At 69.6% G+C, this 20,083-nt stretch carries 35 protein-coding genes; 20 read left to right on the top strand and 15 right to left on the bottom strand.

Annotated elements, in window-relative coordinates; genetic code table 11:
• Positions 1–33 precede the first annotated feature (33 nt).
• Positions 34–2,016, bottom strand: a complete 1,983-nt coding sequence (locus tag MFF55_RS23440) for a hypothetical protein (RefSeq protein WP_238246523.1) — start codon at positions 2,014–2,016, stop codon at positions 34–36.
• Between the two features lie 427 nt (positions 2,017–2,443).
• Between MFF55_RS23440 and MFF55_RS23435 the strand changes: the two genes are divergently transcribed.
• The 12 genes from MFF55_RS23435 (at position 2,444) to MFF55_RS23380 (ending at position 7,014) form a co-directional block, all read left to right on the top strand.
• A complete protein-coding gene (locus MFF55_RS23435) occupies positions 2,444–2,791 on the top strand; it encodes a hypothetical protein (protein ID WP_238246522.1) in 348 nt (115 codons plus the stop codon).
• 86 nt (positions 2,792–2,877) lie between these two features.
• The gene (locus MFF55_RS23430; RefSeq protein ID WP_238246521.1) at positions 2,878–3,102 is read left to right on the top strand and encodes a DUF7940 domain-containing protein; all 225 of its coding nucleotides are present in this window, start codon (positions 2,878–2,880) and stop codon (positions 3,100–3,102) included.
• An 89-nt stretch (positions 3,103–3,191) separates the two neighbouring features.
• Positions 3,192–3,644 carry a lysozyme gene (locus MFF55_RS23425; protein ID WP_238246599.1) on the top strand — a complete coding sequence of 151 codons (453 nt, stop codon included), beginning with the start codon at positions 3,192–3,194 and terminating at the stop codon, positions 3,642–3,644.
• 2 nt (positions 3,645–3,646) lie between these two features.
• Positions 3,647–4,111: a hypothetical protein gene (locus MFF55_RS23420; RefSeq protein WP_238246520.1), complete on the top strand. Its 465-nt coding sequence runs from the start codon at positions 3,647–3,649 to the stop codon at positions 4,109–4,111.
• Positions 4,108–4,377, top strand: coding sequence for a hypothetical protein (locus MFF55_RS23415; RefSeq protein WP_238246519.1), 270 nt, complete (start codon positions 4,108–4,110; stop codon positions 4,375–4,377). The genes MFF55_RS23420 and MFF55_RS23415 overlap by 4 nt, the downstream gene beginning before the upstream one ends.
• Entirely contained in the window at positions 4,374–4,703 is a 330-nt protein-coding gene (locus MFF55_RS23410) for a hypothetical protein (protein ID WP_238246518.1), read from the top strand. Before MFF55_RS23415 ends, MFF55_RS23410 begins: the two co-directional genes overlap by 4 nt.
• A complete protein-coding gene (locus MFF55_RS23405; protein ID WP_238246517.1) occupies positions 4,700–5,161 on the top strand; it encodes a hypothetical protein in 462 nt (153 codons plus the stop codon). The genes MFF55_RS23410 and MFF55_RS23405 overlap by 4 nt, the downstream gene beginning before the upstream one ends.
• Entirely contained in the window at positions 5,158–5,343 is a 186-nt protein-coding gene (locus MFF55_RS23400) for a DUF5956 family protein (RefSeq protein WP_238246516.1), read from the top strand. Before MFF55_RS23405 ends, MFF55_RS23400 begins: the two co-directional genes overlap by 4 nt.
• Positions 5,330–5,542 carry a hypothetical protein gene (locus tag MFF55_RS23395; RefSeq protein WP_238246515.1) on the top strand — a complete coding sequence of 71 codons (213 nt, stop codon included), beginning with the start codon at positions 5,330–5,332 and terminating at the stop codon, positions 5,540–5,542. The genes MFF55_RS23400 and MFF55_RS23395 overlap by 14 nt, the downstream gene beginning before the upstream one ends.
• Positions 5,521–5,748, top strand: coding sequence for a hypothetical protein (locus tag MFF55_RS23390; protein WP_238246514.1), 228 nt, complete (start codon positions 5,521–5,523; stop codon positions 5,746–5,748). Before MFF55_RS23395 ends, MFF55_RS23390 begins: the two co-directional genes overlap by 22 nt.
• On the top strand, positions 5,724–6,002 hold the full coding sequence (locus MFF55_RS23385; protein WP_238246513.1) for a hypothetical protein: 279 nt from the start codon (positions 5,724–5,726) through the stop codon (positions 6,000–6,002). The genes MFF55_RS23390 and MFF55_RS23385 overlap by 25 nt, the downstream gene beginning before the upstream one ends.
• A 121-nt stretch (positions 6,003–6,123) precedes the next feature.
• Positions 6,124–7,014: a phage antirepressor gene (locus tag MFF55_RS23380; protein ID WP_238246512.1), complete on the top strand. Its 891-nt coding sequence runs from the start codon at positions 6,124–6,126 to the stop codon at positions 7,012–7,014.
• A 55-nt stretch (positions 7,015–7,069) separates the two neighbouring features.
• On the opposite strand, the gene MFF55_RS23375 is transcribed toward MFF55_RS23380, so the two are convergent.
• Positions 7,070–7,564: a DUF4823 domain-containing protein gene (locus MFF55_RS23375; protein ID WP_238246511.1), complete on the bottom strand. Its 495-nt coding sequence runs from the start codon at positions 7,562–7,564 to the stop codon at positions 7,070–7,072.
• A 347-nt stretch (positions 7,565–7,911) separates the two neighbouring features.
• On the opposite strand from MFF55_RS23375, the gene MFF55_RS23370 reads away from it, so the two are divergent.
• The 4 genes from MFF55_RS23370 to MFF55_RS23355 all read left to right on the top strand — a co-directional run bounded on the left by MFF55_RS23370 (position 7,912) and on the right by MFF55_RS23355 (position 9,370).
• The gene (locus MFF55_RS23370) at positions 7,912–8,250 is read left to right on the top strand and encodes a hypothetical protein (protein WP_238246510.1); all 339 of its coding nucleotides are present in this window, start codon (positions 7,912–7,914) and stop codon (positions 8,248–8,250) included.
• A gap of 98 nt (positions 8,251–8,348) precedes the next feature.
• On the top strand, positions 8,349–8,591 hold the full coding sequence (locus tag MFF55_RS23365; protein WP_238246509.1) for a hypothetical protein: 243 nt from the start codon (positions 8,349–8,351) through the stop codon (positions 8,589–8,591).
• Positions 8,588–8,905 (top strand): hypothetical protein, encoded by a 318-nt coding sequence (locus MFF55_RS23360; protein WP_238246508.1) that lies wholly within the window; start codon positions 8,588–8,590, stop codon positions 8,903–8,905. The genes MFF55_RS23365 and MFF55_RS23360 overlap by 4 nt, the downstream gene beginning before the upstream one ends.
• A 9-nt stretch (positions 8,906–8,914) precedes the next feature.
• On the top strand, positions 8,915–9,370 hold the full coding sequence (locus MFF55_RS23355) for a hypothetical protein (protein WP_238246507.1): 456 nt from the start codon (positions 8,915–8,917) through the stop codon (positions 9,368–9,370).
• Here the strand turns inward: MFF55_RS23355 and MFF55_RS23350 are convergent.
• From MFF55_RS23350 to MFF55_RS23330, 5 genes are all read right to left on the bottom strand, one after another.
• Positions 9,343–10,566, bottom strand: coding sequence for a relaxase/mobilization nuclease domain-containing protein (locus MFF55_RS23350; protein ID WP_238246506.1), 1,224 nt, complete (start codon positions 10,564–10,566; stop codon positions 9,343–9,345). The genes MFF55_RS23355 and MFF55_RS23350 overlap by 28 nt on opposite strands.
• Positions 10,563–10,868 (bottom strand): hypothetical protein, encoded by a 306-nt coding sequence (locus tag MFF55_RS23345; RefSeq protein ID WP_238246505.1) that lies wholly within the window; start codon positions 10,866–10,868, stop codon positions 10,563–10,565. Before MFF55_RS23345 ends, MFF55_RS23350 begins: the two co-directional genes overlap by 4 nt.
• Positions 10,865–11,212 (bottom strand): hypothetical protein, encoded by a 348-nt coding sequence (locus tag MFF55_RS23340; RefSeq protein WP_238246504.1) that lies wholly within the window; start codon positions 11,210–11,212, stop codon positions 10,865–10,867. Before MFF55_RS23340 ends, MFF55_RS23345 begins: the two co-directional genes overlap by 4 nt.
• A 186-nt stretch (positions 11,213–11,398) precedes the next feature.
• Positions 11,399–11,917, bottom strand: coding sequence for a hypothetical protein (locus MFF55_RS23335; protein WP_238246503.1), 519 nt, complete (start codon positions 11,915–11,917; stop codon positions 11,399–11,401).
• A gap of 442 nt (positions 11,918–12,359) precedes the next feature.
• A complete protein-coding gene (locus tag MFF55_RS23330) occupies positions 12,360–12,755 on the bottom strand; it encodes a hypothetical protein (RefSeq protein ID WP_238246502.1) in 396 nt (131 codons plus the stop codon).
• A gap of 244 nt (positions 12,756–12,999) precedes the next feature.
• Between MFF55_RS23330 and MFF55_RS23325 the strand changes: the two genes are divergently transcribed.
• The gene (locus MFF55_RS23325) at positions 13,000–13,374 is read left to right on the top strand and encodes a hypothetical protein (protein WP_238246501.1); all 375 of its coding nucleotides are present in this window, start codon (positions 13,000–13,002) and stop codon (positions 13,372–13,374) included.
• Positions 13,371–13,787 carry a hypothetical protein gene (locus MFF55_RS23320; RefSeq protein WP_238246500.1) on the top strand — a complete coding sequence of 139 codons (417 nt, stop codon included), beginning with the start codon at positions 13,371–13,373 and terminating at the stop codon, positions 13,785–13,787. Before MFF55_RS23325 ends, MFF55_RS23320 begins: the two co-directional genes overlap by 4 nt.
• An 8-nt stretch (positions 13,788–13,795) precedes the next feature.
• Here MFF55_RS23320 and MFF55_RS23315 read toward each other — a convergent pair whose 3' ends face one another.
• The 3 genes from MFF55_RS23315 to MFF55_RS23305 form a co-directional block, all read right to left on the bottom strand.
• Entirely contained in the window at positions 13,796–14,626 is an 831-nt protein-coding gene (locus MFF55_RS23315) for a DNA methyltransferase (protein WP_238246598.1), read from the bottom strand.
• A 14-nt stretch (positions 14,627–14,640) separates the two neighbouring features.
• Positions 14,641–15,252, bottom strand: coding sequence for an HNH endonuclease (locus MFF55_RS23310; protein WP_238246499.1), 612 nt, complete (start codon positions 15,250–15,252; stop codon positions 14,641–14,643).
• A 162-nt stretch (positions 15,253–15,414) separates the two neighbouring features.
• On the bottom strand, positions 15,415–15,624 hold the full coding sequence (locus MFF55_RS23305; protein ID WP_238246498.1) for a hypothetical protein: 210 nt from the start codon (positions 15,622–15,624) through the stop codon (positions 15,415–15,417).
• 488 nt (positions 15,625–16,112) lie between these two features.
• Here MFF55_RS23305 and MFF55_RS23300 point away from each other — a divergent pair, with 488 nt between their 5' ends.
• A complete protein-coding gene (locus tag MFF55_RS23300; RefSeq protein WP_238246497.1) occupies positions 16,113–16,409 on the top strand; it encodes a hypothetical protein in 297 nt (98 codons plus the stop codon).
• Between the two features lie 28 nt (positions 16,410–16,437).
• Here the strand turns inward: MFF55_RS23300 and MFF55_RS23295 are convergent, their stop codons facing one another.
• Positions 16,438–16,785 (bottom strand): hypothetical protein, encoded by a 348-nt coding sequence (locus tag MFF55_RS23295; protein ID WP_238246496.1) that lies wholly within the window; start codon positions 16,783–16,785, stop codon positions 16,438–16,440.
• Positions 16,786–16,801: 16 nt separating this feature from the next.
• Positions 16,802–17,152 (bottom strand): hypothetical protein, encoded by a 351-nt coding sequence (locus MFF55_RS23290; RefSeq protein WP_238246495.1) that lies wholly within the window; start codon positions 17,150–17,152, stop codon positions 16,802–16,804.
• A gap of 133 nt (positions 17,153–17,285) precedes the next feature.
• Here MFF55_RS23290 and MFF55_RS23285 point away from each other — a divergent pair, with 133 nt between their 5' ends.
• Positions 17,286–17,636 carry a hypothetical protein gene (locus MFF55_RS23285; RefSeq protein ID WP_238246494.1) on the top strand — a complete coding sequence of 117 codons (351 nt, stop codon included), beginning with the start codon at positions 17,286–17,288 and terminating at the stop codon, positions 17,634–17,636.
• A 94-nt stretch (positions 17,637–17,730) separates the two neighbouring features.
• On the opposite strand, the gene MFF55_RS23280 is transcribed toward MFF55_RS23285, so the two are convergent.
• From MFF55_RS23280 to MFF55_RS23270, 3 genes are all read right to left on the bottom strand, one after another.
• Positions 17,731–17,919 (bottom strand): hypothetical protein, encoded by a 189-nt coding sequence (locus tag MFF55_RS23280; RefSeq protein WP_238246493.1) that lies wholly within the window; start codon positions 17,917–17,919, stop codon positions 17,731–17,733.
• 64 nt (positions 17,920–17,983) lie between these two features.
• The gene (locus tag MFF55_RS23275; protein WP_238246492.1) at positions 17,984–18,886 is read right to left on the bottom strand and encodes a hypothetical protein; all 903 of its coding nucleotides are present in this window, start codon (positions 18,884–18,886) and stop codon (positions 17,984–17,986) included.
• Between the two features lie 92 nt (positions 18,887–18,978).
• Positions 18,979–20,061, bottom strand: coding sequence for a DNA methyltransferase (locus MFF55_RS23270; protein WP_238246491.1), 1,083 nt, complete (start codon positions 20,059–20,061; stop codon positions 18,979–18,981).
• Positions 20,062–20,083 lie beyond the last annotated feature (22 nt).

Here is a 20,083-nt window from a genome sequence, read left to right as displayed (position 1 = left end):
GACGATGCATCCTCGGGCGTGGCGGGTTCCAGGCTACGCTGGGACGGGCTGGTATGGCAGAAGGAAGTCCTGGAGGTGCTCTTCCCATTCGCGAGCCGCGGGCGTCATCTCGCTCTGCCAGCCCGACGCACGATGGATCTCGTACTCCACGAGCCCGACCTCTACGACCTCCCAGTCCTCGGACGGCTCGTGGTACCGTATCCAGCCAGGGCCCTCACGGCGGTAGCGGCGTTCGTCAAGGATGATGTCCCCTGACGCGTCAACGCCCGCCGGGTCTAGGACCGCAGCGGGCGTCTTGTTCGTAGACGTGAGGTGCACGGCGTGAACGGGGCCATTGTAGCCCGCGCGGCCCCCGGCCACAACTTGCGCGGCCTCCCGATCAAGGCCGGTCGATGCGGAGATAGACCCGTACGAACCGCGAGGGTTATTTCCGGTCTGGGCAGGCTGCTTCCGGGGTCTGCCGACCTTAGCCTTGCCCTGCGGCCTGCCGATGGCGTTCACGGCGCGGGCCTCACGCATGGCCTTCTCGACCCAGGTCTTGGAGCCCATGCCGTCGAACCGGGCACGCGCCTCGAAGACGAGCTCGTCGACGATGACGCCGGCCTCGCGCCGCTCCAGGGCGTAGCGCCCGAACTCCAGCCTCGCTGCCTGTGTGACGCGGCGGTCCTTGGCCCCCGCCAGCCGCCGGTTCCTCTCGGCGCGCTTGGCCTCGCGGGCGACCTTGAGGGCCGGCGGGACGAGGAGGCGAAGGTCGAGCTCCGTGGCCTCCTCGACGGTCACGCCGTGGGCCTTCGCCATCAGCGCGGGGTTCGTGCGGTAGAGGGGGACGACGGGGCGGCCCATGTAGGTCACCGTCTTCCCGTCGGCCGCGGCCTTGGCCTTCCTGAGGACGGCGCCCATGAGCGTCAAGGCTCGGCGCTGCGTGAGGCCGCAAAGGGGGGCCAGGCGCTTGACCTCGTCGCGAAGGGCGTCCGGGGGTAGGAGCCACGAGGCGGCGACGGTCAGGTCGTAGAGCCAGAGGTCGCGCTGCCCCTTCTCGACGGGCCGTCCCTGGAACCTGGCGTCGAAAAGCTTCTCAAGGTCGGCCATGACGGCACGCTGGAACGTCTCGCGGGTGAGCTTGACCCGGGGTGCCGATGGCTGCCCTGTAGCCTCGCGCTCGGCCCGCTTGGCCGCCCTGGCCGCCCGCTTGGCCGCCTGCGCCTCGCGATGGGCGCGGACCTCCTCGGCCGTGTAGGGCAGGATCTCGGTCCGGAGAAGGCTGAACTCGTGGCGATGGACCTGGTCCACGTAGCGGGGCCAGATCACCTCGACGGGGCGTTGGTTGTTCGTCGTCCCCGGGACCCTGAAATTCATCGTGGCGGACATGGCCTTGATGTCCCGGCCCATGTCGACGAAGAGTTCGTTGAGGTGCTGCTGGCAGGCCTTCCAGACGGACAGGCAGCCGCGCTTCCCAAGGGCGGGCAGGCGCTCGTGGAGCCACAATGCGAGGAGCCCCTTGCCCGACGACATGATGAGGCTCGGGGCGGGGATGCCCTCCTCCTTGCAGCGTCCGAGCACGGCCTCGACCATCTCCGCTTGGGTACGGTTCCTGTAGGCGCAGCCCTTCTTGTAGAAGTCGATGTCCACCCATAGCGCGTTGAGGCTCGCCAGGTTCGACTGCGCCTTGCAGGGCCGGGTGCGGTAGTCGGACCCGTCCTTGAGGGGCCTCCCCTCCCGGAAGGAGTTGATGGTAACGAACCGCGGGCGGTGCCTCCGGACGACGTCGCGGATCTCGGAGCCCTTGGCACCGGCGTTGCGGGTCCGGTACTCGTCCGTCTTGACCTCCACGGAGTAGGCGAAGACGGCGACGGAGCGGCTGTCCTCCGGGTGGAACAGGGCGATGAAGTCGGCCCATACGAGGTGCCGGTTGTCCTTGCGCCCTAGTCGGAACCGCGGCTCCAGGTCGGCGTCGGATGGGCCTGGCACGGCCAGGGACGCCCCGTGGGGCTCGTCTACGATGGCTGACGGGTTCACGCCGGTTCCCCTGATGGGGCGTCCCGCGAGGCACCTCTACCCGCACGACGCCGAATTCGATGAGGGGATGATGCTTGGCGGCCAAGCCTACCGCAAGGGCGGCTGCGTCGAAGGACGGGATGACGGGTCCTTCCTCTCGGAGAGAGGGGGTCAAGGGACATGCTATAGTCCCGTACGGAACGCGAGGGTCGTGTTCCGACCGCCCATCGATTCGTTTTTCGGAAGCCGGTAGCGGAAGGCTTGACGGGGTCCGGAAGGATCGCCCCCTCTCGGTTCATACCGGACTATAGCATGTCCTTGACCCGCCTAGGCAGGCACTGCCGCTGGGACATGCCGCCGGGACCGCGAGGGGCACGACCCGACCGCCTCCCCCTGCCCATCCCGCCGCGACGCGCGCACGCTCTCCTCCATCGCCCCGGAGGTCCCCGTGTCCGCTGCCCTCGCCCTTGACGCCGCCCCGACCCTCGACCCGTCGCCGCCCCCGCCGTGCGTCGTCTACGACCGGTCCGGGGGCTACCGGGCCACGGTCACCCGCCACGCCGTCCGGCGGTTCGCCGAGCGGGTGCTGCACCTCGACGAGCTGCTTGAGGGCCTGACCGACCGCGAGGCCCTCGACGCCATGCGCGGCCTCAAGGTCGACGTCGAGGGCGTGCGCCGGTGGCTCGCCTTCTATGGCTATCCCGGCCCTCGTTGGGGCGCCAAGGGCGTCGTCGTCGGTCGCGTAGGCCTGGTGCTGCAGGGCCACCGGGTGGTCACCGTCGTCACCCGGGACTGACCTCCGTGGCCTGGAACGCGTGACGGGTGCGGTGGGAGGCTCAGGGCATCCCGGCCGCATCGGCGGCCTTGCCCGAGGGCTGCCCCGTGAGACTGGTCGACAACTGGAGGAGCGTGCTGGCCCACGCCTGGTCCCTCCGCCTCAGCGTCATCGCCACAGTGCTCTCCGGGGCCGAGGTCGCGGTCTCTGTGCTGTCCAGCAACCCGCCGATCCCGCCCGGCACCTTCGCCGTCGTCGCGTTCGCGGTCACCGCGGCCAGCGGCCTCGCCCGCCTCGTCGCGCAGGCGCCCATCTCGGGGGACCCCCGCTGATGTGGTCCTGGCTCCGCCGTCCGACCCCCGCCGCATTTCCGGCGCCCGCCGCCCCGGCCCGGGCGCCGACGCCCAAGGCCGGTTCCCGCATGAAGCGGAACGCCACGCTCGGGGCGGCCTGCATCTCGGTAGTCGGCGCCTTCGAGGGCCTCCGGACCACCGCCTACCCGGACCCCGCCACCCGCGGGAAGCCGTGGACGGTCTGCTACGGCGAGACCGACGGCGTGAAGGCGGGCGACCGCTACACGGTAGCCGAGTGCAAGGCGATGCTCGCCGCGTCGCTGGAGAAGTACGCCCTCGCGGTCGAGGGGTGCGTCAAGGCCCCGATGACCGACGGCGCCTACGCCGCCTACGTCTCCCTCAGCTACAACATCGGCACCGCCGGCTTCTGCCGGAGCTCGGTCGTCCGCCTGCACAACGCCGGCGAGACCCGCGCCGCCTGCGACGCCCTCCTCAAGTTCAACCGCGCCGCCGGGGTCGTCTTCCCCGGCCTCGTCCGCCGTCGCCAGGCCGAGCGCGAGCTCTGCCTCAAGGGGATCTGACGGTGTTCGCGCTCCTCCTCGGCCCGGCCGGTCGCTACCTCGCCGGCGCCGCCATCATCCTGGCGGTGCTCGCCGGGGCGTTCGCAGCGGGGGTCGCCTACGAGCGGCCCAAGGTCGAGGCGGCCGAGGCTCGCACCGCCGCCGCCAAGGCGGCGGCCGCCGCCCTCGCCGACGCCGCCCAGGCCAACGCAGACGCGGCCAAGCGGCTGGGCGAGGACCTGCGCCGACAGGCCGAGTCCTTCGCCAAGGACGCCGAGATCGCCCGGTTCGACGGGGACCGCGTCGCCCTGGCCCGCGAGGCGGCCGCCCTCGCCGCGCAGTCCTGCGCCGACCCGCCCGAGCCCCTCGTCGACGACCCCGTCCACCGTGCCCTCAAGGGCGAGCGCGTGTCCGAGGACGCCGACCTGCCGGGATCGCTCAAGGCCGCGATGGATGCCCTGCGCAAGCCGAAGGGGAAGGCGCGATGAGCCGCATCCTCGCCTGGAGCCTGGTGCTGCTCGGCGTCGCGATGATGCTGTGCGGGTGCGAGACCGTCCGGCACGTCGACCGCGTCGTCGTCGAGCGCCCGGCCGTATCCCCCGACCTCGTGCGGTGCCGCCCGGAGCCGGCGCCGCTTCCCCCTGGCGCCCGGCAGCGTGCCATCGCCCCCTACGTCCTCGACCTGGTGGAGGCCGGCGCCGATTGCCGGCGCAAGCTCGGCACGGTCGGACGCGCCATCGGAGCGACGCCATGACCTTCTCGTGGGACTTCAACCTCGGCCAGGTCATCCCCCTCGCCATCGCGGTCATCGGCCTGATCGCCGGCTACGTCACCCTCCGCATCCGGACCGGCGACAACGACGAGCGCACCAAGGGGCTCGCCACCCGCGTCGACGCCTACGGCACGGCCATCGCCGACCTACGGCTCCACGTGGAGAGCGTGTGCGTCAAGAAGGACGATCTGGAGAGGGTCGAGGACCGCATCAACCGGCGCCTCGACACGGTGGAGCACACCATCCGGAACACGTCGGCGACCATCCTGGCGGTTCTCGGCCGCCGCGACCACGGGCCTAACCCATGAGGCGGTTCTGGATCGGCTACGCCATCGTCGTCACCCTCTACCTGCTGGGCACGCTCGGCCTGTCGGCCGGCCCGGCGGTCGAGGCGGCGCTGTTCCCCGTCCGCGTCGACCAGCGCATCGCCGGGGTGACGCGCGCCGGCAATCGGATGTGCTTCGGCTGGTCGTCCATCAAGCTTCGCGACGGGACGACCGACGACCTCGACGTCTACGTCCACTCCCCCCGCCACCCGCACCGGTTCACGGCCTCGCTGTTCCGCGAGGTCGACGAAATGCCGTGGTCGACGTCCGGCGCGGCGCCCCTCGGCCCAGTCGACCGGCGCTATTGCCTGACCCTGCCGCCGAACGTCGAGACCCGCGACGACGCCCGCGTAGAGGTCACCCTCTGGTATCCGGGCTGGCTCGGGCTGTGGCGCGTCCCCCTGCGCCTGCCCGAGATCCTGTCGGTGGGTAGGTCATGACCGACGGCGTCGATGCCCGCGCCGCGTCCCAGGCCGTCATCGCCGCGGCGCGCGAGCTCGTGAGGTCCAGGCGCTGGTTCCTCGAACTGCCCCCCGACCGGCCGCTCCCCGACGACGTGGCGGCCGCCCTTGAACGGGCGCTCGCCGCCCTCGATGCCGAGGCCGACCATGCACCCATCTAACCTCCTCCTCGCCCTCGCCCCCTTGCTGCTGGCCCTTGCCGGTTGCGGAGACGGAAACGCCCGGGTGACCACCGTCGGGGACTGCGAGGTCGTGGTCGAGCGGTCGGTGTGCCTGCCGTCGATGCCGACGCCCCTCTGCTACGCCGAGGCGTTCGTCGCTGTGCGCAAGACGCCGGCATGCCTGAAGGCACCGTCATGACCGACGCCGCCCGCGCCAAGGACGACGCCAGGCTGTTCGCCCTCGACGCGCTGCGCGAGGCCCGTCGGATCTACGCCGGCGCCGGAAATCCGGCGAGCGGGCCGGACGCCTACTACCTGGCGACGTTCGCCCTGCTTGCCTGCGCCGCCCTGTTCCCTGAGCTCACCGTGGAGGAGACCCCGTGCTCACGTTCGGCATCAGCCTGAGCTCCGTCCCGGACATCCTCGTCGTCGCGGTCCTCGTCGCCCTGGTGCTGCCGCTCCGGAAGCCTGTCGGGGGGATCGCGCGGCGCCTCGTCGAGGGCCTGGTGCTGGGGGTGTCCCGGGCCGCGCTCGGCCTGCTCGTGGCCGTCGGCCTGCATGCGGCCTGCGCCCTGGCTGGGGCGGTCCTCGCCGCGGCGGCCGCCCCCGCACCCGCCGAGGCCGTCCAGCGGGACCGCAACCCGGAGCGCCCCGCCTAAGGGGTCCGTCGAGCACGGAAAAAACGAATCGCTAGGATTGGGAATACCGCGCCAGCCGGCTGCGCGGCTCCCGGCGGTGCGCGAACACCACACGGGAGCCTCCCCGACCACGGAGGACACCGTGAATCAGGTTGCCATCCAGTCTACCACCACATCCTCGCCCCGTCCCCAGGTGCCGGCTGTCGCCGCGCCCAGGCCCTTCGAGTTCGAGGGGTCCCGCTTCCGCAACGTCGACAGGGACGGCGAGCCCTGGTTCGTCGCGTCGGATCTTGCCGCCTGCCTCGGCTACCGCGACGCCGGCAACATGCTCCGGAACCTGGACGAGGACGAGAAGGGTACTCACTGTCTGAGTAGTGCCCTGACCGAGCTCCGCGTGGGCATCGTCTCCGAGGCCGGCGTCTACCACGCCATCAACGCGCGCCGGCAGGTCAAGAAGCTGCCCGACGTGGTGAAGGCGCGCATCCTCCGCTTCCAGCGCTGGGTGAACCACGAGGTCCTGCCGACTATCCGGCGGACCGGTTCCTACGCCCTCCCGGCGGCGCCGGCCGTGCCGGCCATCGACGTCCGGGACCCGGGCCAGCTTTCCCTGATCGCCCTCCAGCTTATCCAGGTGAACCAGGAGCTCTCGACCCGGCTCGCCACCACCGAGACCCGCGCCGTCGTCGCCGAGGCCGCCGTCGAGGCCGCCCGGCCCGCCCTCGACTTCATCGGCGCCCTCGTCGACAGCGAGGGGCTCTACGGCCTGCAGCAAGCCGGCAAGTCCTTGGGCCAGCGGCCCAACGGGTTCGTCAACTGGCTCTTGGAGCGGGGCGACCTGTACCGGCGGGCGTCCGGGCTGTGCGCCAGGCAGTACCTCATCGACCGGGGGATCATGGACGTGCGGTGGGAAGAGCACGGCGGGAAGCCTCGCCCCACGACCAAGGTCACCGCCAAGGGCATCGTGCACTACGCCAAGGTCCTCGGGATCAAGGCCCCCGAGCTCCCGCGCCAGGGCTACCTACCCGGCCTGTGAGCCGTGCGAGTAATCGGTAGCTACGGACGGTCCGCTACCGCGCGGGCCGGTTCCCTCAGGCGGCGAGGGCCCCGTCCCGGGCGGCCTCGGCGGCCTCCTCCCGGGCGCGGCGGGCCTGCCCTGCGGTCGCGTATTCCTGCCCACGCCAGTACCAGCGCTGCCGGAACCAGCCCCGGTCGGCGATGGGCTCGGCGAGGATCGCCCGGTAGTCCGCTTCGGCCCGGTCGGCTGGCGCCATGGCCTCCTCGATCAGGACCGTACCGTTCCCCCGTGCCTCCCGGTTGAACCGCTCCACGTAGGGCACCTCGTAGGCGAGCTCGCGCCGGCCATCGGCGTAGACGCGACCTGTCCGGGCCAGGAGCGGATGCCCGGGGGCAGCCTCCCTGAGGGCATCGAGGAGTGCCTGGCGTTGCGCCTGCAGCGCCAGCACGTTGCAGTTCAACCGGTGGATCGCCCGGTTCCCCTTCTCGATCTCCGCGTTCGCCTGGGCCTCGATGTGGTCCAGTGTGCGCCGGTACCCGTAGGCCTCGCCCAATCTCTCGAAATCCATGTCCGCCTCCACCCGCTAAATTCTACGTAGTGAGTCACGCCATCCCAGCGGCATCACGGAAGGTTTTGAACGACGTTCGAAACCCGACCATGGCCTACGTCTTAGCATGTCCGGATGAACGCTAAGTCAATGTGATCTCATGGAATAACACCATCCCTTGCTATCCTGTGGATGGGGCCGCCCAGACACGCCGAGACGCGGCCGCCCTTACGGCGGCCAACCGCACAGCCGAATTAATTGCTAAAAGAATATAATTCAGAGCCCTTGTGGATCGCGGCAGAATTGCTAAATCTTGCTTTACCAACCGGCCGGGATAGTCCAGCGGGCGGCACAAGGGATGCTCGACCATGAACGCGCACATCGCCGAGAACGGACGTACATTCGCCGCCGCAGCGCGGTCGGACCCGTGGTACCAGAACGCCCTCAGCCTCTACGGGATTACGCAAGCCACGGCCGACAAGATCGTGGCGATGGGAGAGGCCCTCGGCGACTACCGCATCTACGCCGAGCCCGGTCAGAACGGCGGCCTTGGCCTGTTCCACCCGAACCGCGTCTACGCGGTTGCCCCGGCCGAGGGCGGTGGCTGGGCCATCCTGCGTCCCCAGCACGATACGCCGCGCACCTATCCGACCGCCCTCAAGGCACTGCGTGCCGCGATCAAGGCCGCCAAGGTCCGTATCGCCTGATGCTCCGCCTCGGGGCCGGGCTCGCACCGGCCTCGCACGGAGCACCAGATGTCATCGCCCCGCTCCGGGCGCCCTCCCCATCCCTGGAGACCTGACCCGTGACCCTCGCCTTCATCGCCCTGGCCGCGCTGCTCCTGCTCGCGCTGGCCTTCGCCGCGGGCTCGCGCCCTGCCCTTGGTCCCGTCGACCGCGACGCCATCCTGGCCGACCTGATCGACGACGCCTTCGCCGCCGTCGAGGCCGGTGCCGCGACGCGCCCGCCTTTCCTGCCCCGGGAGGCCTGGCGCATCCTGACGGAATCCCACCCCACCGGCGAGCGCGCCATGGGAGACGTCGCATGACCATCGACGAGCTCGACGCCCTCTGCATGAGGGTCTACCGGACGCCCAAGTGGGCGTCCCTGCTGGCCATCGACCTTTCCAAGTCCGCCGGTCGCCCGGTCAGCCCGGCGCAGGTCAACCAGTGGCAGAGCGAGATCCGTGGCATCCCGCCGTGGGTCGAGGACGCGCTGCCGCTCGCGTTCCATGCCCGCTACATCCACTGGGGCTCGCTCGCCCGCGGCGCGCGCGAGGTCTCCGAGGAGCTCGCCGCCCGCATCGCGCTCGAACGGGACGCGGACCTCGACGACAAGCCCGACATGATGCCGGGCATGTGAGGGGGCGTGATGGGCCGCGATCCCCCTCCCCGCTGGAGCCCGCGCGAGGACCTGCCGGGGCAACTCGACCTGGTCGAGTACCTCGCCAGTGCCCCTCCGCCGGAGCCCCCGCACGCACCGACGGGCGACGCCGCGCCGCCCCTCGCCGAGGCACCCTCCTACTACGCCCTGTCGCGGATCGGCCGCGCCGTCCACGGAATGCTTTGGGAGGGGAAGATCGCCCCGCATCTCGGGAAAAACCCGCGCGAGGTCCGGCGTTGGCGGGATGGCGAGTGCGCGCCGTCAGCCCGAACGATGCACCTGGCCAGGCTTTGGGGACTGGGCGTCGCCGCCGATGTGCTGGCCGCGGCAGGGGAGCCTGACCTCGCCAAGGCCGTCCGTCGCCGGCGGGCCGTTATCAAGGCGGAGGCTGGCGAGCCTCCGCCACCCGCCCACCCTCAGAAGGGCGCCGGCGGCGCGAGTTGACCGACGCCGTGCATGTCTGTCCGGGCCAACCCGTTCCCGAGCGACGCCCTTGCCCGGTCGATGTCCTTCATGCGGGACGCGCTGTCCCGCAGGGCGAGGCCGGAGAGCCGGGCGGCTAGGCGGCCTCGGCGCCAGGCCGGTAGCCTCCGGAGACGAGAGAGCGGAGCGTCCGGATCTCGGCCCCCTGCGCCTCGACGGCCACCGTCAGGTCCCTCAGCGCCTCCACCAAGTCGTCCAGCCCCGAGCCCTCCTGCTCCGCCGGCGGAGCCAGCGCCGCCAGGATCGCCTCCAACAACGTGTCCTGCCGGTCGAGCCGCGCCAACAACGCTTCCATTCCCGTCTCCTGCCTGTGTGAGGGGTAGTCCCGCGAGCCTGGCCCTGACGGCGGCTGCGGGGATACGATTGCCGTCGGCGGCCTTCGACGCGGTCCCGACGAGACGGGTCACGAGGTGCGTCCCGCCGCCGGCATCCACGACCACCGGCCCGGCGCGCCCGGCGTGGAGGCGCAGGCCCCGGGCGGCGAGCTCGACCCGAAGGCCCTCCCCGTCGGTCGAGGCGTGCCAGGCGGCGAGCGCGGCCGCGCGCACGTTGCCGAGCTTGATGCCGGTCCGCTCCTGAACGAGGCGCTCCTGGGGGCTGAGCGGCGCGACCGGCCGCTCGATGCCGAGCATGCCGGCGGCCTCTAGCCATCGCGCGACCTCGGGCCTGCCGTCCGCGACGAGCTGATGCGCGATAGCCCGGGCGTGCTTGGACGGGACCGGCGGCAGGCCGAACTGATGCTCGACGATGCGGCTGACCTTCTCGCGTCGAATGTAGTCCCAGGCGAGATCTACGACCCCGCCGTCTCTCCGGACGAGGCCGTAGACGCGATGCTCGTGGCGCCTGGCGTGCTTAACGTGGACTGCCCCGCAATAGGGCTGCGAGGTCAGGCCGAACTCCTGCTCGAACAGATGCCACCACCGGCGGCGCGCGCCGTCGTTGTCCTCGATGGCCAAGTCCGGGTCGCAGTGGACGTGATAGCAAGGGCTATCCGTCCGGCCGCCGAGGCTCAGAGCGACGAGCTCGCGAACCTGCCCGACGAGATCGGGGGAGCCGAGGCCGCGGGGGGCGATGACCTCGACCGAATCGTTCTCCGGCTTAAGGAGGTGGCGGGCCAGGGCGTCGCCGCCCTTGCCCCTCATGGCGCCGCTGATCACGTGCGCCTCCCGACGAGGTCCTTCGCCCGGGACGCGGCCTGGCGCTCCTGGACATGCCGGACGAGCCGGTCGACGCCGGCGCCGATCTGCCGCCCCGCCTGCAGCAAGGCGACGGCGACCTGGGCCCCCTGGAGGGCGACCCGGCTGGCCACGGGATCGCCCGGCACGAGTGGCCCCGGGATGCCGTAGCCGGCCGCTTCGATGGCGGCCGCCAGGCGCCGTGCCTCGCGGCGCCGGACATGCGCGGGGAGCCGGTGGCCGCGGCGCATCTCGCGGTCGAGAGTGAAGCGAAGGTCTCTCATGACGGCCTCCGCTCGAAACCGATGACGATGGGCACGATGGTCTCACGCGCCCGCTGCAGGGCGGCGGTCGCATCGGCATGGCGGGACGGCACGGCGGCAAGGGCGACGGTCGCTTCGCCCAGGTCGCGGACCGCGCCTGCGAGGGCGGCCTGGTCTTCGGGGGCAACCCGGGGCCGCCGGCCCGACGCGGCGTCCGGGGCGGAGACGGTGCCGAGAGCGTCGAGCGCGCGCTGCCGGAGCCACGCAGAGTCGCTGATGCCCTCGCGCTGGGCCGCCGCCGCGATCTGCAGGCGCAGGTCGGGCGACAGCTTCACGCCGAGCACCTGAGCGAGCGTCGTTCGCACCGTCGGCGTAGGCCGCTTAGCCGGAGGCGTCTTGGGGTCCACGGGGCGGAGCCCCTGGCTAGCCGCGACCGGGAGGGGAGCGCTGGAGGGGCCACGTTGCCCCTCCATGGCTGGCTTAAACTCTGCCTCAGAACCGAGGGGCAACCCGAGGGGCAACGTATCTGGGACAACGTGCATAGCTCTACCTCAGCGCGTAGCGGTGGAGGGCGTGGTGTCGGCCAGCGGATCACCGTCTGGGATCGGAGGACTGTCGGCCTCGGCCTCCCGCTGGGCCTGCTTGGCGAGGGCGAACGCCGTTGCCCCGCCCCGCCCGCCGCTTTTCCGGCGCTCCTCGGCCTCCTTCCTCCTGGCCTCGGATCGGGCTGCCAGGGCGGCTTCGACGCTGGGCGGCATGTAGAATTCATCAGGCGGGGGCACGCGCGCCTCCTGATACTCGATGCGCTCCCGGGCGCGCTTGTCCCGGGCCGCCGCCCATAGATCGAGGTCGGCGAGCATCGCGCGTCGGAGGCGCCCCCGGTACAGGGCGTCGTCTGCGTACTCGCGTCGTACGTCCTGCGACGGGAGCGGCGTGCGGCTGTCGACGCACAGGGCCACGTAGGCCGCGAGCTCCGCGCCGAGGCTCTCGCGGGCGTCCGCGACGCTGTAGCTGCCCAGGCCGACGTCAGAGGAGCTTCGGTTGCCCCGCGCGTGTTGGAGCAGGCGCACGCTCGTGGCCGCCGGGGGCAACCGCCGGAACGGCAGCTTGGCCGGGTTGAACCGAATTACGGGGGCTGGTGCAGGGACAACGGTCGGGGCAACAGCCTTTTCCCGGGGTCGACGGCGGGGCAACGGAGGGGCAACCGCCGGCGCGGGCGAGAACCCTGCGAACCAAACGATGCTGCTGAAGACGCGACTGAGCATGGGCACCTCCAATCGGGGCGCGTCGTTGCGCCTCCATTAGGATTGTGCCCCTCGACCCCCGTTTCTCCTGGCCCCCGACACCTAAGCTTGGCTGCGGCGGATTGACTCCCCTGTCGAGGGGCAACCCCGTTCAGTTTCGCGTGCGCACAAGTGCTGACGTTTTCGCAAGCCGCTGATGACGCTCACGAAAAAGGGGGACCCCTTGTACCTCGGTCGGGGCGGCCCGGAGACCGCCCCGGAGAGGCCCTCAGGCCGCCCGGTCGACGGCCCAAGCGGCTCCCTCGTAGCCCGGAAGGGACCGAAGGAGAGCCGCCCGGATGACGCCCAGCCAGGCCAGCGCGTCGGACCGCGCCCAGCCATCGTGCTCGCAGGACTGGTACTCCAGGCTGTCGACGAGCTTGGCGGCCTCGACGATGGAAGGCACCGCCACGGCCTTGAAGACGTAGACCTCGGCGCGCCTGGTCGCGATCTCGATGGCGTCGACTTTGGCCGGGTAGAGGGCCGCGAAGCTCTTGCCGTTCTCCAGCCAGAGCACCCGCCCGATGTCCGTGGCGCTGTTCCTGTCCACGCCGTCGGCCCCGTAGTTGAGGGCGGCCGTGAGGATGGCGTCGATCTGAAATTTGCTGACGACGAAGGCCGACATGGTGCTCTCCCTCGGGCCGCCCGATGCGGCCTCGTGGGCGGCCTGGTGCCGGCCGTGTCGCGCCCCGCACGCGTAGCGCCGGAACGGAGAGGAGGACCCCCGTCAGGGGTTGCCGGGAGCGCGGCCGCGCCGGCGACGACCCGCCAATCGAGAGGCCGCCCGGAGCGTCCGCTCGGTGCCCTGTGCGAATCGGGGTGCGAGGGGGAGAATCGGTGCAGGCATCCACGCCGCGGGGGATCAGGGCATGGGACAACACCAGGACACCGACCTCGTGGCGGTGCCGCGAGCGCTCTTAACGGATGTTATCGCGACCCTTTGTGGCCCGGACGGCAACCCTCGCATCGTCCACGACCTGCGCCGTCACTTCGCCCTGCGGACGCCGTCGGGCCCGACGCTTGAGGCTGTCGAGCTCGCCGCCATGGAGCGCGCCATCGAGCGCATGGGCTGGCCCGAGATCGAGGCCTATCACGCCGAGCTGCGCCGGGGGCAGGACCACCGCGAGGATGCCGGCGGCTTCGTCATGCGAGCCATCCGACGTCTCTTCGGCATGCCCGCGCCCAGGCCGACGGTCGAGACCTACCAGGCCGCGGCGAGGGCCATGATCCGGAAGGCGGCATGAGCGTCACCGTCACCGCTCGCATGGGCAGCGTCCTCAACGCTACTGTCGAGCGGGACCGACCGGACGAATTCTGGTGGGTCGAGTGGATAGAGGGCATGCCGCTTGAGCCGGCGCGCATCTCGTTCCGGGGCAACCGACCTCACGGCATCTTGGAGATCGGCTCCGACTACGAGCAAGAGCTCTCCGAACGAGAGGTGCGGCTCGTCGAACAAGTGATGCCAGCCGGGCGAACCTGCGTGACGAACGCCGAGCCGACCGACGCGCAGGTCGTAGCTTTCGGAGATGCCTTCTACGGTGACCTCACGCAGTGGGGGAACTCAGAGCGCCAGCGGAACGGCATCGCCGACGGCGTGCGCCGGGGCCTACGTGCGGCCCTGGCCGTGGGTGCCTCCGGAAATTCGGCTGGAGCGTAGGTAGCGACCTATTCCGCCGCCACAGCGTTTTTACGGGGACGCCCTCGCGGCTTGCCTGTGGGAACGTAGCCGTTTTTCGAGTTCTTCGGTTCAGTAACCTGGGGCGGTATCTCGCCTGCTAAGTCGAAGGCTGGCGGCTCGTCCGACACGGCACGTCCGGGGGCTCCCTCGGCGCGGCGCTCCGCCATTGCTGTGTACTCGGGGTTCATGTCGCACAGGATGCCGTCCAGCTTCAGCCGGCGGCATACACCCGCGGTCGTTCCTGACCCGCACATTGGGTCGAATACGAGGTCACCCGGCTTGCAGGTCATCATCAGCAATGGTTCGTAGACTGCCTCAGGCTTCTGGGCGGGGTGCCCTGTCTGCTCGGCACGTCCGACGAAGCCCGTGAGCAGGGCGCTCTCGATGACGCTGGTCGGACCGGGCATGTATCGCAGCTTGCCTTTTTCCTTCAGCGCCTCCTGGGCGGCATTAAGGAAATGCTCCGGATAAAGCTTCGCGTCGGGCTTGCTGAAGTGCAGGCAAGCGTTTTGGCTCGACCGCCAACCGCGGATCACCGACGGGTTGTTCTTGTAGTACCAGGTCAGCCAGGCCACCAGTTTGTGTCCGGGCGGCATCCGCTTGACGAAGGGAGCGACGATCTCGGGGAAACCCCACAGGAAGACGTGGTCGCTGAACTCGGCGACGCCCTCCAGGAGCTTGAAGATGTAGTCCTCGTAGTCGTCGCGGACCCCGCCGACGCCCTTGTTGTACCAGGGGTCGAGCATTGTCACCCGCACGTGACGCCCGGAATCCTGCATCTCCGCGATGGACGCCTCGACGTCCTGCGGCTTCCACACCTCGATCAAACGCGTCACTCCTTGGGCCTTGTGGCCATCCCGAAATACGTAAGGAGGAACTGTAGCGCCTCCTCCTTCTGCTGTCGGTTGGCGTTTTGGAGGATCCCCAGGATGTTCATCTTGCCGGTGGTGCTGTCCCAGTAGTTCTTCTTCGTGACTTGGTGACGGGCGCATAAGGCCTGCCATGCATTCGGGTCGTCGGGATCGGCGGCCGGGTTGATGGAATGCGGGGTGGTGTGGTCAGCCGTCAACCGAACGGTGCCTCCGCCGATGGGGTCGATGTCCCCTGCCCGGAGCCCACACGGTTGGCCATCCTCGCGCCACTGGCAGCAGTTGCCCGCGCGCTTGAGGACTTCCGCCCAGGTCTTCGGTTTCGGCATCACCCGCTTGGCCGCAGTGGCGCGCCGGTCGGTCGAGGGCATCACGTATTCAGAGGCCGCAAGCTCCGGCCAGTCACGCTTCGCCAGTATGGTGTAGCCGGAGTCGGTCCTGAGCTCCGACAGGCGTTGGTGCCAGTTCTCTGGGATGAGGCCTGTTTCGGGGTTTGTGGCCGCCTTCTGGATCTGCTCGCGGGTGACCACCTTGCCGACGTTGGCCAGGAACAGCGCAAGGATGCGCTTGCTCACTGAGCTCTCGCCGTAACCAGTGGCAGGGTCGTCGGAATAGATTTTCGCCGTCGGTATCATGTGGCCAAGCTGGCCAAGACATGGTTAACGAAGGCTTTCGTCGGCTCCGGAAATTCGACGTCTGGTTACCTGCCGCCCCTACGTGCGCTTATTTGGAGTGCCTCATCTCCTGCCGAATTTCCGGCGCCCCTCCCGCCGTCGTGGGCCGAGGGCCTTCGCTAGGTCGGCCGGCTTGCTCGCCCTGATGAAGCCCGGGCGGCTTCGCCCCGCGGCCGAGGCGTCCGCGATGTCCTGCGCGAGCGACCGCCAGGCCGCGTCGCGTTCCTCGCCGGCCGCGGCGAAAACCAGGGCCTCGTCGAATCCGTAGGTCATGTCCGCGTCCTCCATTGACGAGAACATATGGAGAACAAATTCTCACGGGCAAGGCAACCCGGGAGACTCGGATGGACGACGGCGACGGACCCTCAAGCCTGGGCGCCTTCCCCTACCGCCGGGTGCGCGTCACCTGCGTATGGTGCCCCCGGCGCCGCGGCGACTACTGCGTCGAGAGGCTTATCGCCCGGCATGGTGCGGGCGTCTCCCTCGACGAGGTCCTCCGCCGGATCACGGCGACCTGCAGGTATCCGAAACCGTGGGGTCGGCGGGGGCCCAACAAGTACCACCCCTGGTGCCGCGCGCAGTTCAGCGACCTGGGCACGGGCAAGCCGCCCAACCGAAAGCGGTGACCGAACCGTCCAACCCTGAATGGCGTGGCATCTCAAACACACGGAACGCTAACGTGCAGCGGGAGAGGATTAGACAAGTCGATTGTGCGTCATCGAGTTTGTAAGTGTGACGCTATAACAATGAGGGTGCCGGGGATGGCAGTGGAAGCGGCTGAAAAGCTCCGGGAGGCGCTCGCCATGCTGAGAGGCGTCCTCGACCCCCACGGGGTCGGCGAGGCGGTCACCGTCCGCCTGCAGCACGACACCGGCATGCGCCTGGTCAGCACCCTTCTCAAAGGAGTGCCGTCGGACGAACTCCGCGAGGAGCTGACCCAAATAGACGCCGAGACCCGACAGGGGCGCGAGGTGTACGAGCTCAACCTCTACGGCATTCGCTTCGAGTGGCCCGGCCGCCGCGTGGATCTCGGGGATGGGAAGAGCCGCTACATCTGATGGCCGCCCCAGACCGGGGCCGACCGTCCTAGGGGCGGACGGGAGGCGGCCCGTCCCAGCACGGGATGCCATCGAAGATGGACCCGGCGCAGTTGAGCTTCATCTCCTCGATGATGTCCACGCACGGCCCGTCGACGTGGCACTGCGGACTGGAGGAGCCCGAGGTGAACATGCACCGCCGATGGATCGCGTCGGCGAGGTAGCGGCCCACCGTGCGCGTGCAGACCTTGTCCGTCCCCGGCTTGGCTGCGAGCGCCTTCCTAGCGGCCTTGAGGTAGACGGGGTCGCGGGCGTCCTCGATGGGGCGCCTCGGCCCGGCGGCGGCCGGCAGGGCCAGGGTGGCGATGACGATGGCGGCGGCGACGAGGGTACGCATGACGGTCTCCAGTCTGCTACGGGGTGGGCTTCGGGTACGTGCACGGGATGCCCTCGACGGCCCGGGAGCGGCACAGCCAATCGAGGCGCTCGACGATGCCGGCGCATGTCTCGCGCCCCTGCGGCTGGCAGCGGGCGTGGCTTCCGCCGGCGCCGTCGAGGCAGGCCTGCGTCAGGACCCCGGCGGCCCTGGCCCCCAGCCGCCTCCGGCAGAACGGCTCCCGGCCCGGCGCCGGCTTGAGCGCCACCGCCTTCCGGTAGGCCGCCACGTACTCGGCCTGCGTGAACTCGACCCGGTCCCCGGGCTTGGCTCCGGCACCGCCCGGGACGAGGACGGCGACCGCGATGGCGAGGGCTGCGAGGCGCATGGTGGTCTCCTGAGGCTGAGAGGTAGCAGGCCTGGCCCGGGCGCGAATCCCCCGCACCCCAGGATCCACAGGAGCAATTCGTGCGGTCGTGACCGACGCGTGATAGGGGCCACTCCACAAGCGGAGATTGCGTATGCAGAACGAGGCCAACGACCTCGAAGAGACCCTGGGCTACGCGGCGATGGTGATAGCGCAAGCGGACGCGCCGACCGCTTTGCTGATCGAGACCGGCTTCCACGACGGCTGCAGGCTATCAATGGCCATGAGGGAGGCCGGGCAGCCGATGCCGCAGCGGGTGAAGGCGTGCCTGCAACGCTTCGATGAGTGCCGGCGAAACGGGGACCACGCGGCCGCGGGATGGATGCTCGCCGCGGCGAAGACCCGATTGGAAAGGATGGACTTGGCCGGATCTGAGGAGCTCAAGGCCCTAGTGGACGCCACCCTCAAGGAGCTATCGCGCAAGGCCGGCACGACCCGTCACTGATCGACATCACGACAACAGCACCGCGCCCCAGCGCCTGTTGAAGGCGTCTAGCTTCCAGGTCGCGAGGTCCTCGACGCGATCCTAAAAGGAGCGTCTATCGTTTCTGGGACGACCGTTTGCCCTTAGGCGGCGTCTCGATGCGCTTGACCATGCTCTCGTCGTAGGCCGGAATGGACGCCCGGAGCTCGGCCTTCGAAGGCTGGGCCTCCCGCAAAGCGATATCAGCGCCGGCCGCACGCCGCTCCAGCACCGCCCGATGCGCCCTGTCTGCACCTTTGCTCATGGCATTCCCCGTATTACGGTCGCGCTAGCATGCTTGGAGAGGGCGGCCAGGGCAACCGGCAAGGTCACAGGCGCTTGGTAAGGTCAGCGAGCCCTTCGGCAATTTTGTCCAGGGCATCGATCTTCACTCCAGCATCTCCCGCCGCCTCAGCCTGGGCGCGCAGGGTGATGAGCGCGCGCTCGATCTTAGCGTCTGGAATGCCCTCCGCGAAGATCTTGAGGAAATTCTGCCAGTAGCGCGCCGGGATGCCGGAAAGCGCCTCCTGCATCAGCGCCACGATGAAATCGTCCATGATGCGGGACCGTGCAACACGTCCGAAGTTGCCACCTCCATCATGCACCGGCACGTCGTTGAAGCTGTCTCCCTTCACTGGGTAAGGCGCCTGATGCGCCGCAGGCGTTACCCTGGCGTCCGGACCCGTGGTCGGGCGCAAGTTCTCCCAGTAGTAGTTCCGCTGCTCGGCGGCGTGACGGGCCTCCTCTACGAACGGACGGAGCAGCTTGGGCGCGCCGGAGAGCACTTCGTCCAAGGTCCATGGATAGACCACGAGCAGGTCCTGCGGTGCGCATGCCAACGGAGAGGCCGTGTATCGGAAGGAGGGCTCGCCTTCCTTGGCGAGGATGAACCAGCCCTTGAGCTCGATGCCCATCAACACGCGGTCCGCCTCCGGCACTCCCGGGGCGGAGGTCTGAAGCCGCACGTCGGGAAAGACCTGTGCTTGTCGTACGAACGCGTATTGCTGGTACTTCCGCTCCGGGTCCCAGAGCTCACGGACGTCGTTCAGGGACTCTACGACACTCTGCTCGATGGCGGCGCCAAGCGGAGTGTTGAGCGTGAACAGGTCGGTCGCCGATATGCCGGCGATGCGCAGGCTCGTGCGGAACCGTGACGGAAGCGCATAGAGCGTGTTGCGGACCCGGTCGTAGAGGGCGCGATGCGGCCACGCCTTCGGATCGGGTCCGCCCATGCGGACAGGGCCGGCCGGTAAGGCCGGAGCCGCGGCTGGTCCAACTCCAGGTGCAGTAGGGGCACCTGCCGGAGGTCTGCGCGCTATCGGGCTCATGCCGTCCTCGTGAGCGGTAGCGTCTCGATCTCGTGCCGCACCCGAACGACCGCCGCCTCGAAGAATTCAGGATTGAGCTCGGCTGCATGTGCCTTCCGCCCATGTCGGACAGCGGCGACAGTTGCGGAGCACAGCCCCCCGAACGGCTCCCAGACCACGTCGCCAGCGTCGGTCGCGGCAAGAATTTGACGCTCCATGAGGGCGAGCGGCTTCTGGTTCGCGTGCAGGTAGCCGGTGCCGTGCAGCGCCTTCACGCGCTCGGACCCATGGACTGGAGGTTCGCGCCAGACGTTCGTCAGCGCGTGGACGTGGGTCCACTTCGCTCGCATCCGGTCCCAGGCCTCGGCGGCCGGCGCGGTCTTGCCGTCCAGGGAGAAGTAGGGGCGCGACGTCGGACGCCCGCGTTGGGTGCACCAACGTGCCATGGCGACTAGGGCGGACCCGGGCGGGAAGTACCAGACGTGGTCCTGGGTGAGGTACTTGCGCGTAGCGGCGTTCGCCACGCCGCAGGCCGCGTTCGACTGGTTCATAGGCAGGCCGGAGCGAAGCCACTCTGCCCTCACCCACTCTTTCAGGGAGAGCTCCTGGCCTCCCTCGGTCTGGAGCGTGGCCCGCCGGGTGTAGCGGACGGCGAGCTCCGTCACGACCGGCAAGCCGCGGATGGTGCGGGAGTTCACGTTGCCGGCGATGTGAGCGATGCCTTTGTCCCAGACGACCGTCTCTTCGTACTGCCAGCCATGGAGTTCCAGCGCCGGGTGGCTCTTGGCCCAGCCAATCTCCGAGTTCCAAAACCACAGGGTCGTGAACGGCTCCGCTCGACGTGCCCAAGCAGCCGCGTGCGGTGCGTAGAACTCCGCGAGGCCATCCGGCGAGACGGGCTCCCCGGGGTACTTGCCAAGCCCGTAGGGACCATCACTGATGATGCACGCAGGCGGAAGCCAGGCGTCGCAGGCCTTCAGACTGTCGCCTCTCGTAATCGAGGCCGCGCCCAGCCTGACGGTTGCATCACCGTCCTTGGCAATACCAACCCGTCCCTTGCCACGCATCAACGCTACTCTGCTCATGTCGGCTTGCAGCATGGCCCCAAAGCTTGACGATTCG

Origin of the sequence: Methylobacterium iners (assembly GCF_022179305.1) — a bacterium.
GTDB lineage: Bacteria > Pseudomonadota > Alphaproteobacteria > Rhizobiales > Beijerinckiaceae > Methylobacterium > Methylobacterium iners.
The sequence above is the reverse complement of the archived record's forward strand: the minus strand, read 5'-3'. Positions and strand labels throughout refer to the sequence as shown.

Coding starts and splice junctions, on each gene's coding strand:
- MFF55_RS23290 (WP_238246495.1), bottom strand. CDS start 17,152: ATGCGCCTCGCAGCCCTCGCCATCGCGGTCGCCGTCCTCGTCCCGGGC.
- MFF55_RS23275 (WP_238246492.1), bottom strand. CDS start 18,886: ATGGGCGGACCCGATCCGAAGGCGTGGCCGCATCGCGCCCTCTACGAC.
- MFF55_RS23355 (WP_238246507.1), top strand. CDS start 8,915: ATGGGCCGCGATCCCCCTCCCCGCTGGAGCCCGCGCGAGGACCTGCCG.
- MFF55_RS23370 (WP_238246510.1), top strand. CDS start 7,912: ATGAACGCGCACATCGCCGAGAACGGACGTACATTCGCCGCCGCAGCG.
- MFF55_RS23270 (WP_238246491.1), bottom strand. CDS start 20,061: ATGCTGCAAGCCGACATGAGCAGAGTAGCGTTGATGCGTGGCAAGGGA.
- MFF55_RS23320 (WP_238246500.1), top strand. CDS start 13,371: ATGAGCGTCACCGTCACCGCTCGCATGGGCAGCGTCCTCAACGCTACT.
- MFF55_RS23285 (WP_238246494.1), top strand. CDS start 17,286: ATGCAGAACGAGGCCAACGACCTCGAAGAGACCCTGGGCTACGCGGCG.
- MFF55_RS23405 (WP_238246517.1), top strand. CDS start 4,700: ATGAGGCGGTTCTGGATCGGCTACGCCATCGTCGTCACCCTCTACCTG.
- MFF55_RS23360 (WP_238246508.1), top strand. CDS start 8,588: ATGACCATCGACGAGCTCGACGCCCTCTGCATGAGGGTCTACCGGACG.
- MFF55_RS23330 (WP_238246502.1), bottom strand. CDS start 12,755: ATGTCGGCCTTCGTCGTCAGCAAATTTCAGATCGACGCCATCCTCACG.
- MFF55_RS23345 (WP_238246505.1), bottom strand. CDS start 10,868: ATGAGAGACCTTCGCTTCACTCTCGACCGCGAGATGCGCCGCGGCCAC.
- MFF55_RS23300 (WP_238246497.1), top strand. CDS start 16,113: ATGGCAGTGGAAGCGGCTGAAAAGCTCCGGGAGGCGCTCGCCATGCTG.
- MFF55_RS23280 (WP_238246493.1), bottom strand. CDS start 17,919: ATGAGCAAAGGTGCAGACAGGGCGCATCGGGCGGTGCTGGAGCGGCGT.
- MFF55_RS23305 (WP_238246498.1), bottom strand. CDS start 15,624: ATGACCTACGGATTCGACGAGGCCCTGGTTTTCGCCGCGGCCGGCGAG.
- MFF55_RS23400 (WP_238246516.1), top strand. CDS start 5,158: ATGACCGACGGCGTCGATGCCCGCGCCGCGTCCCAGGCCGTCATCGCC.
- MFF55_RS23415 (WP_238246519.1), top strand. CDS start 4,108: ATGAGCCGCATCCTCGCCTGGAGCCTGGTGCTGCTCGGCGTCGCGATG.
- MFF55_RS23295 (WP_238246496.1), bottom strand. CDS start 16,785: ATGCGTACCCTCGTCGCCGCCGCCATCGTCATCGCCACCCTGGCCCTG.
- MFF55_RS23325 (WP_238246501.1), top strand. CDS start 13,000: ATGGGACAACACCAGGACACCGACCTCGTGGCGGTGCCGCGAGCGCTC.
- MFF55_RS23395 (WP_238246515.1), top strand. CDS start 5,330: ATGCACCCATCTAACCTCCTCCTCGCCCTCGCCCCCTTGCTGCTGGCC.
- MFF55_RS23425 (WP_238246599.1), top strand. CDS start 3,192: ATGAAGCGGAACGCCACGCTCGGGGCGGCCTGCATCTCGGTAGTCGGC.
- MFF55_RS23375 (WP_238246511.1), bottom strand. CDS start 7,564: ATGGATTTCGAGAGATTGGGCGAGGCCTACGGGTACCGGCGCACACTG.
- MFF55_RS23390 (WP_238246514.1), top strand. CDS start 5,521: ATGCCTGAAGGCACCGTCATGACCGACGCCGCCCGCGCCAAGGACGAC.
- MFF55_RS23410 (WP_238246518.1), top strand. CDS start 4,374: ATGACCTTCTCGTGGGACTTCAACCTCGGCCAGGTCATCCCCCTCGCC.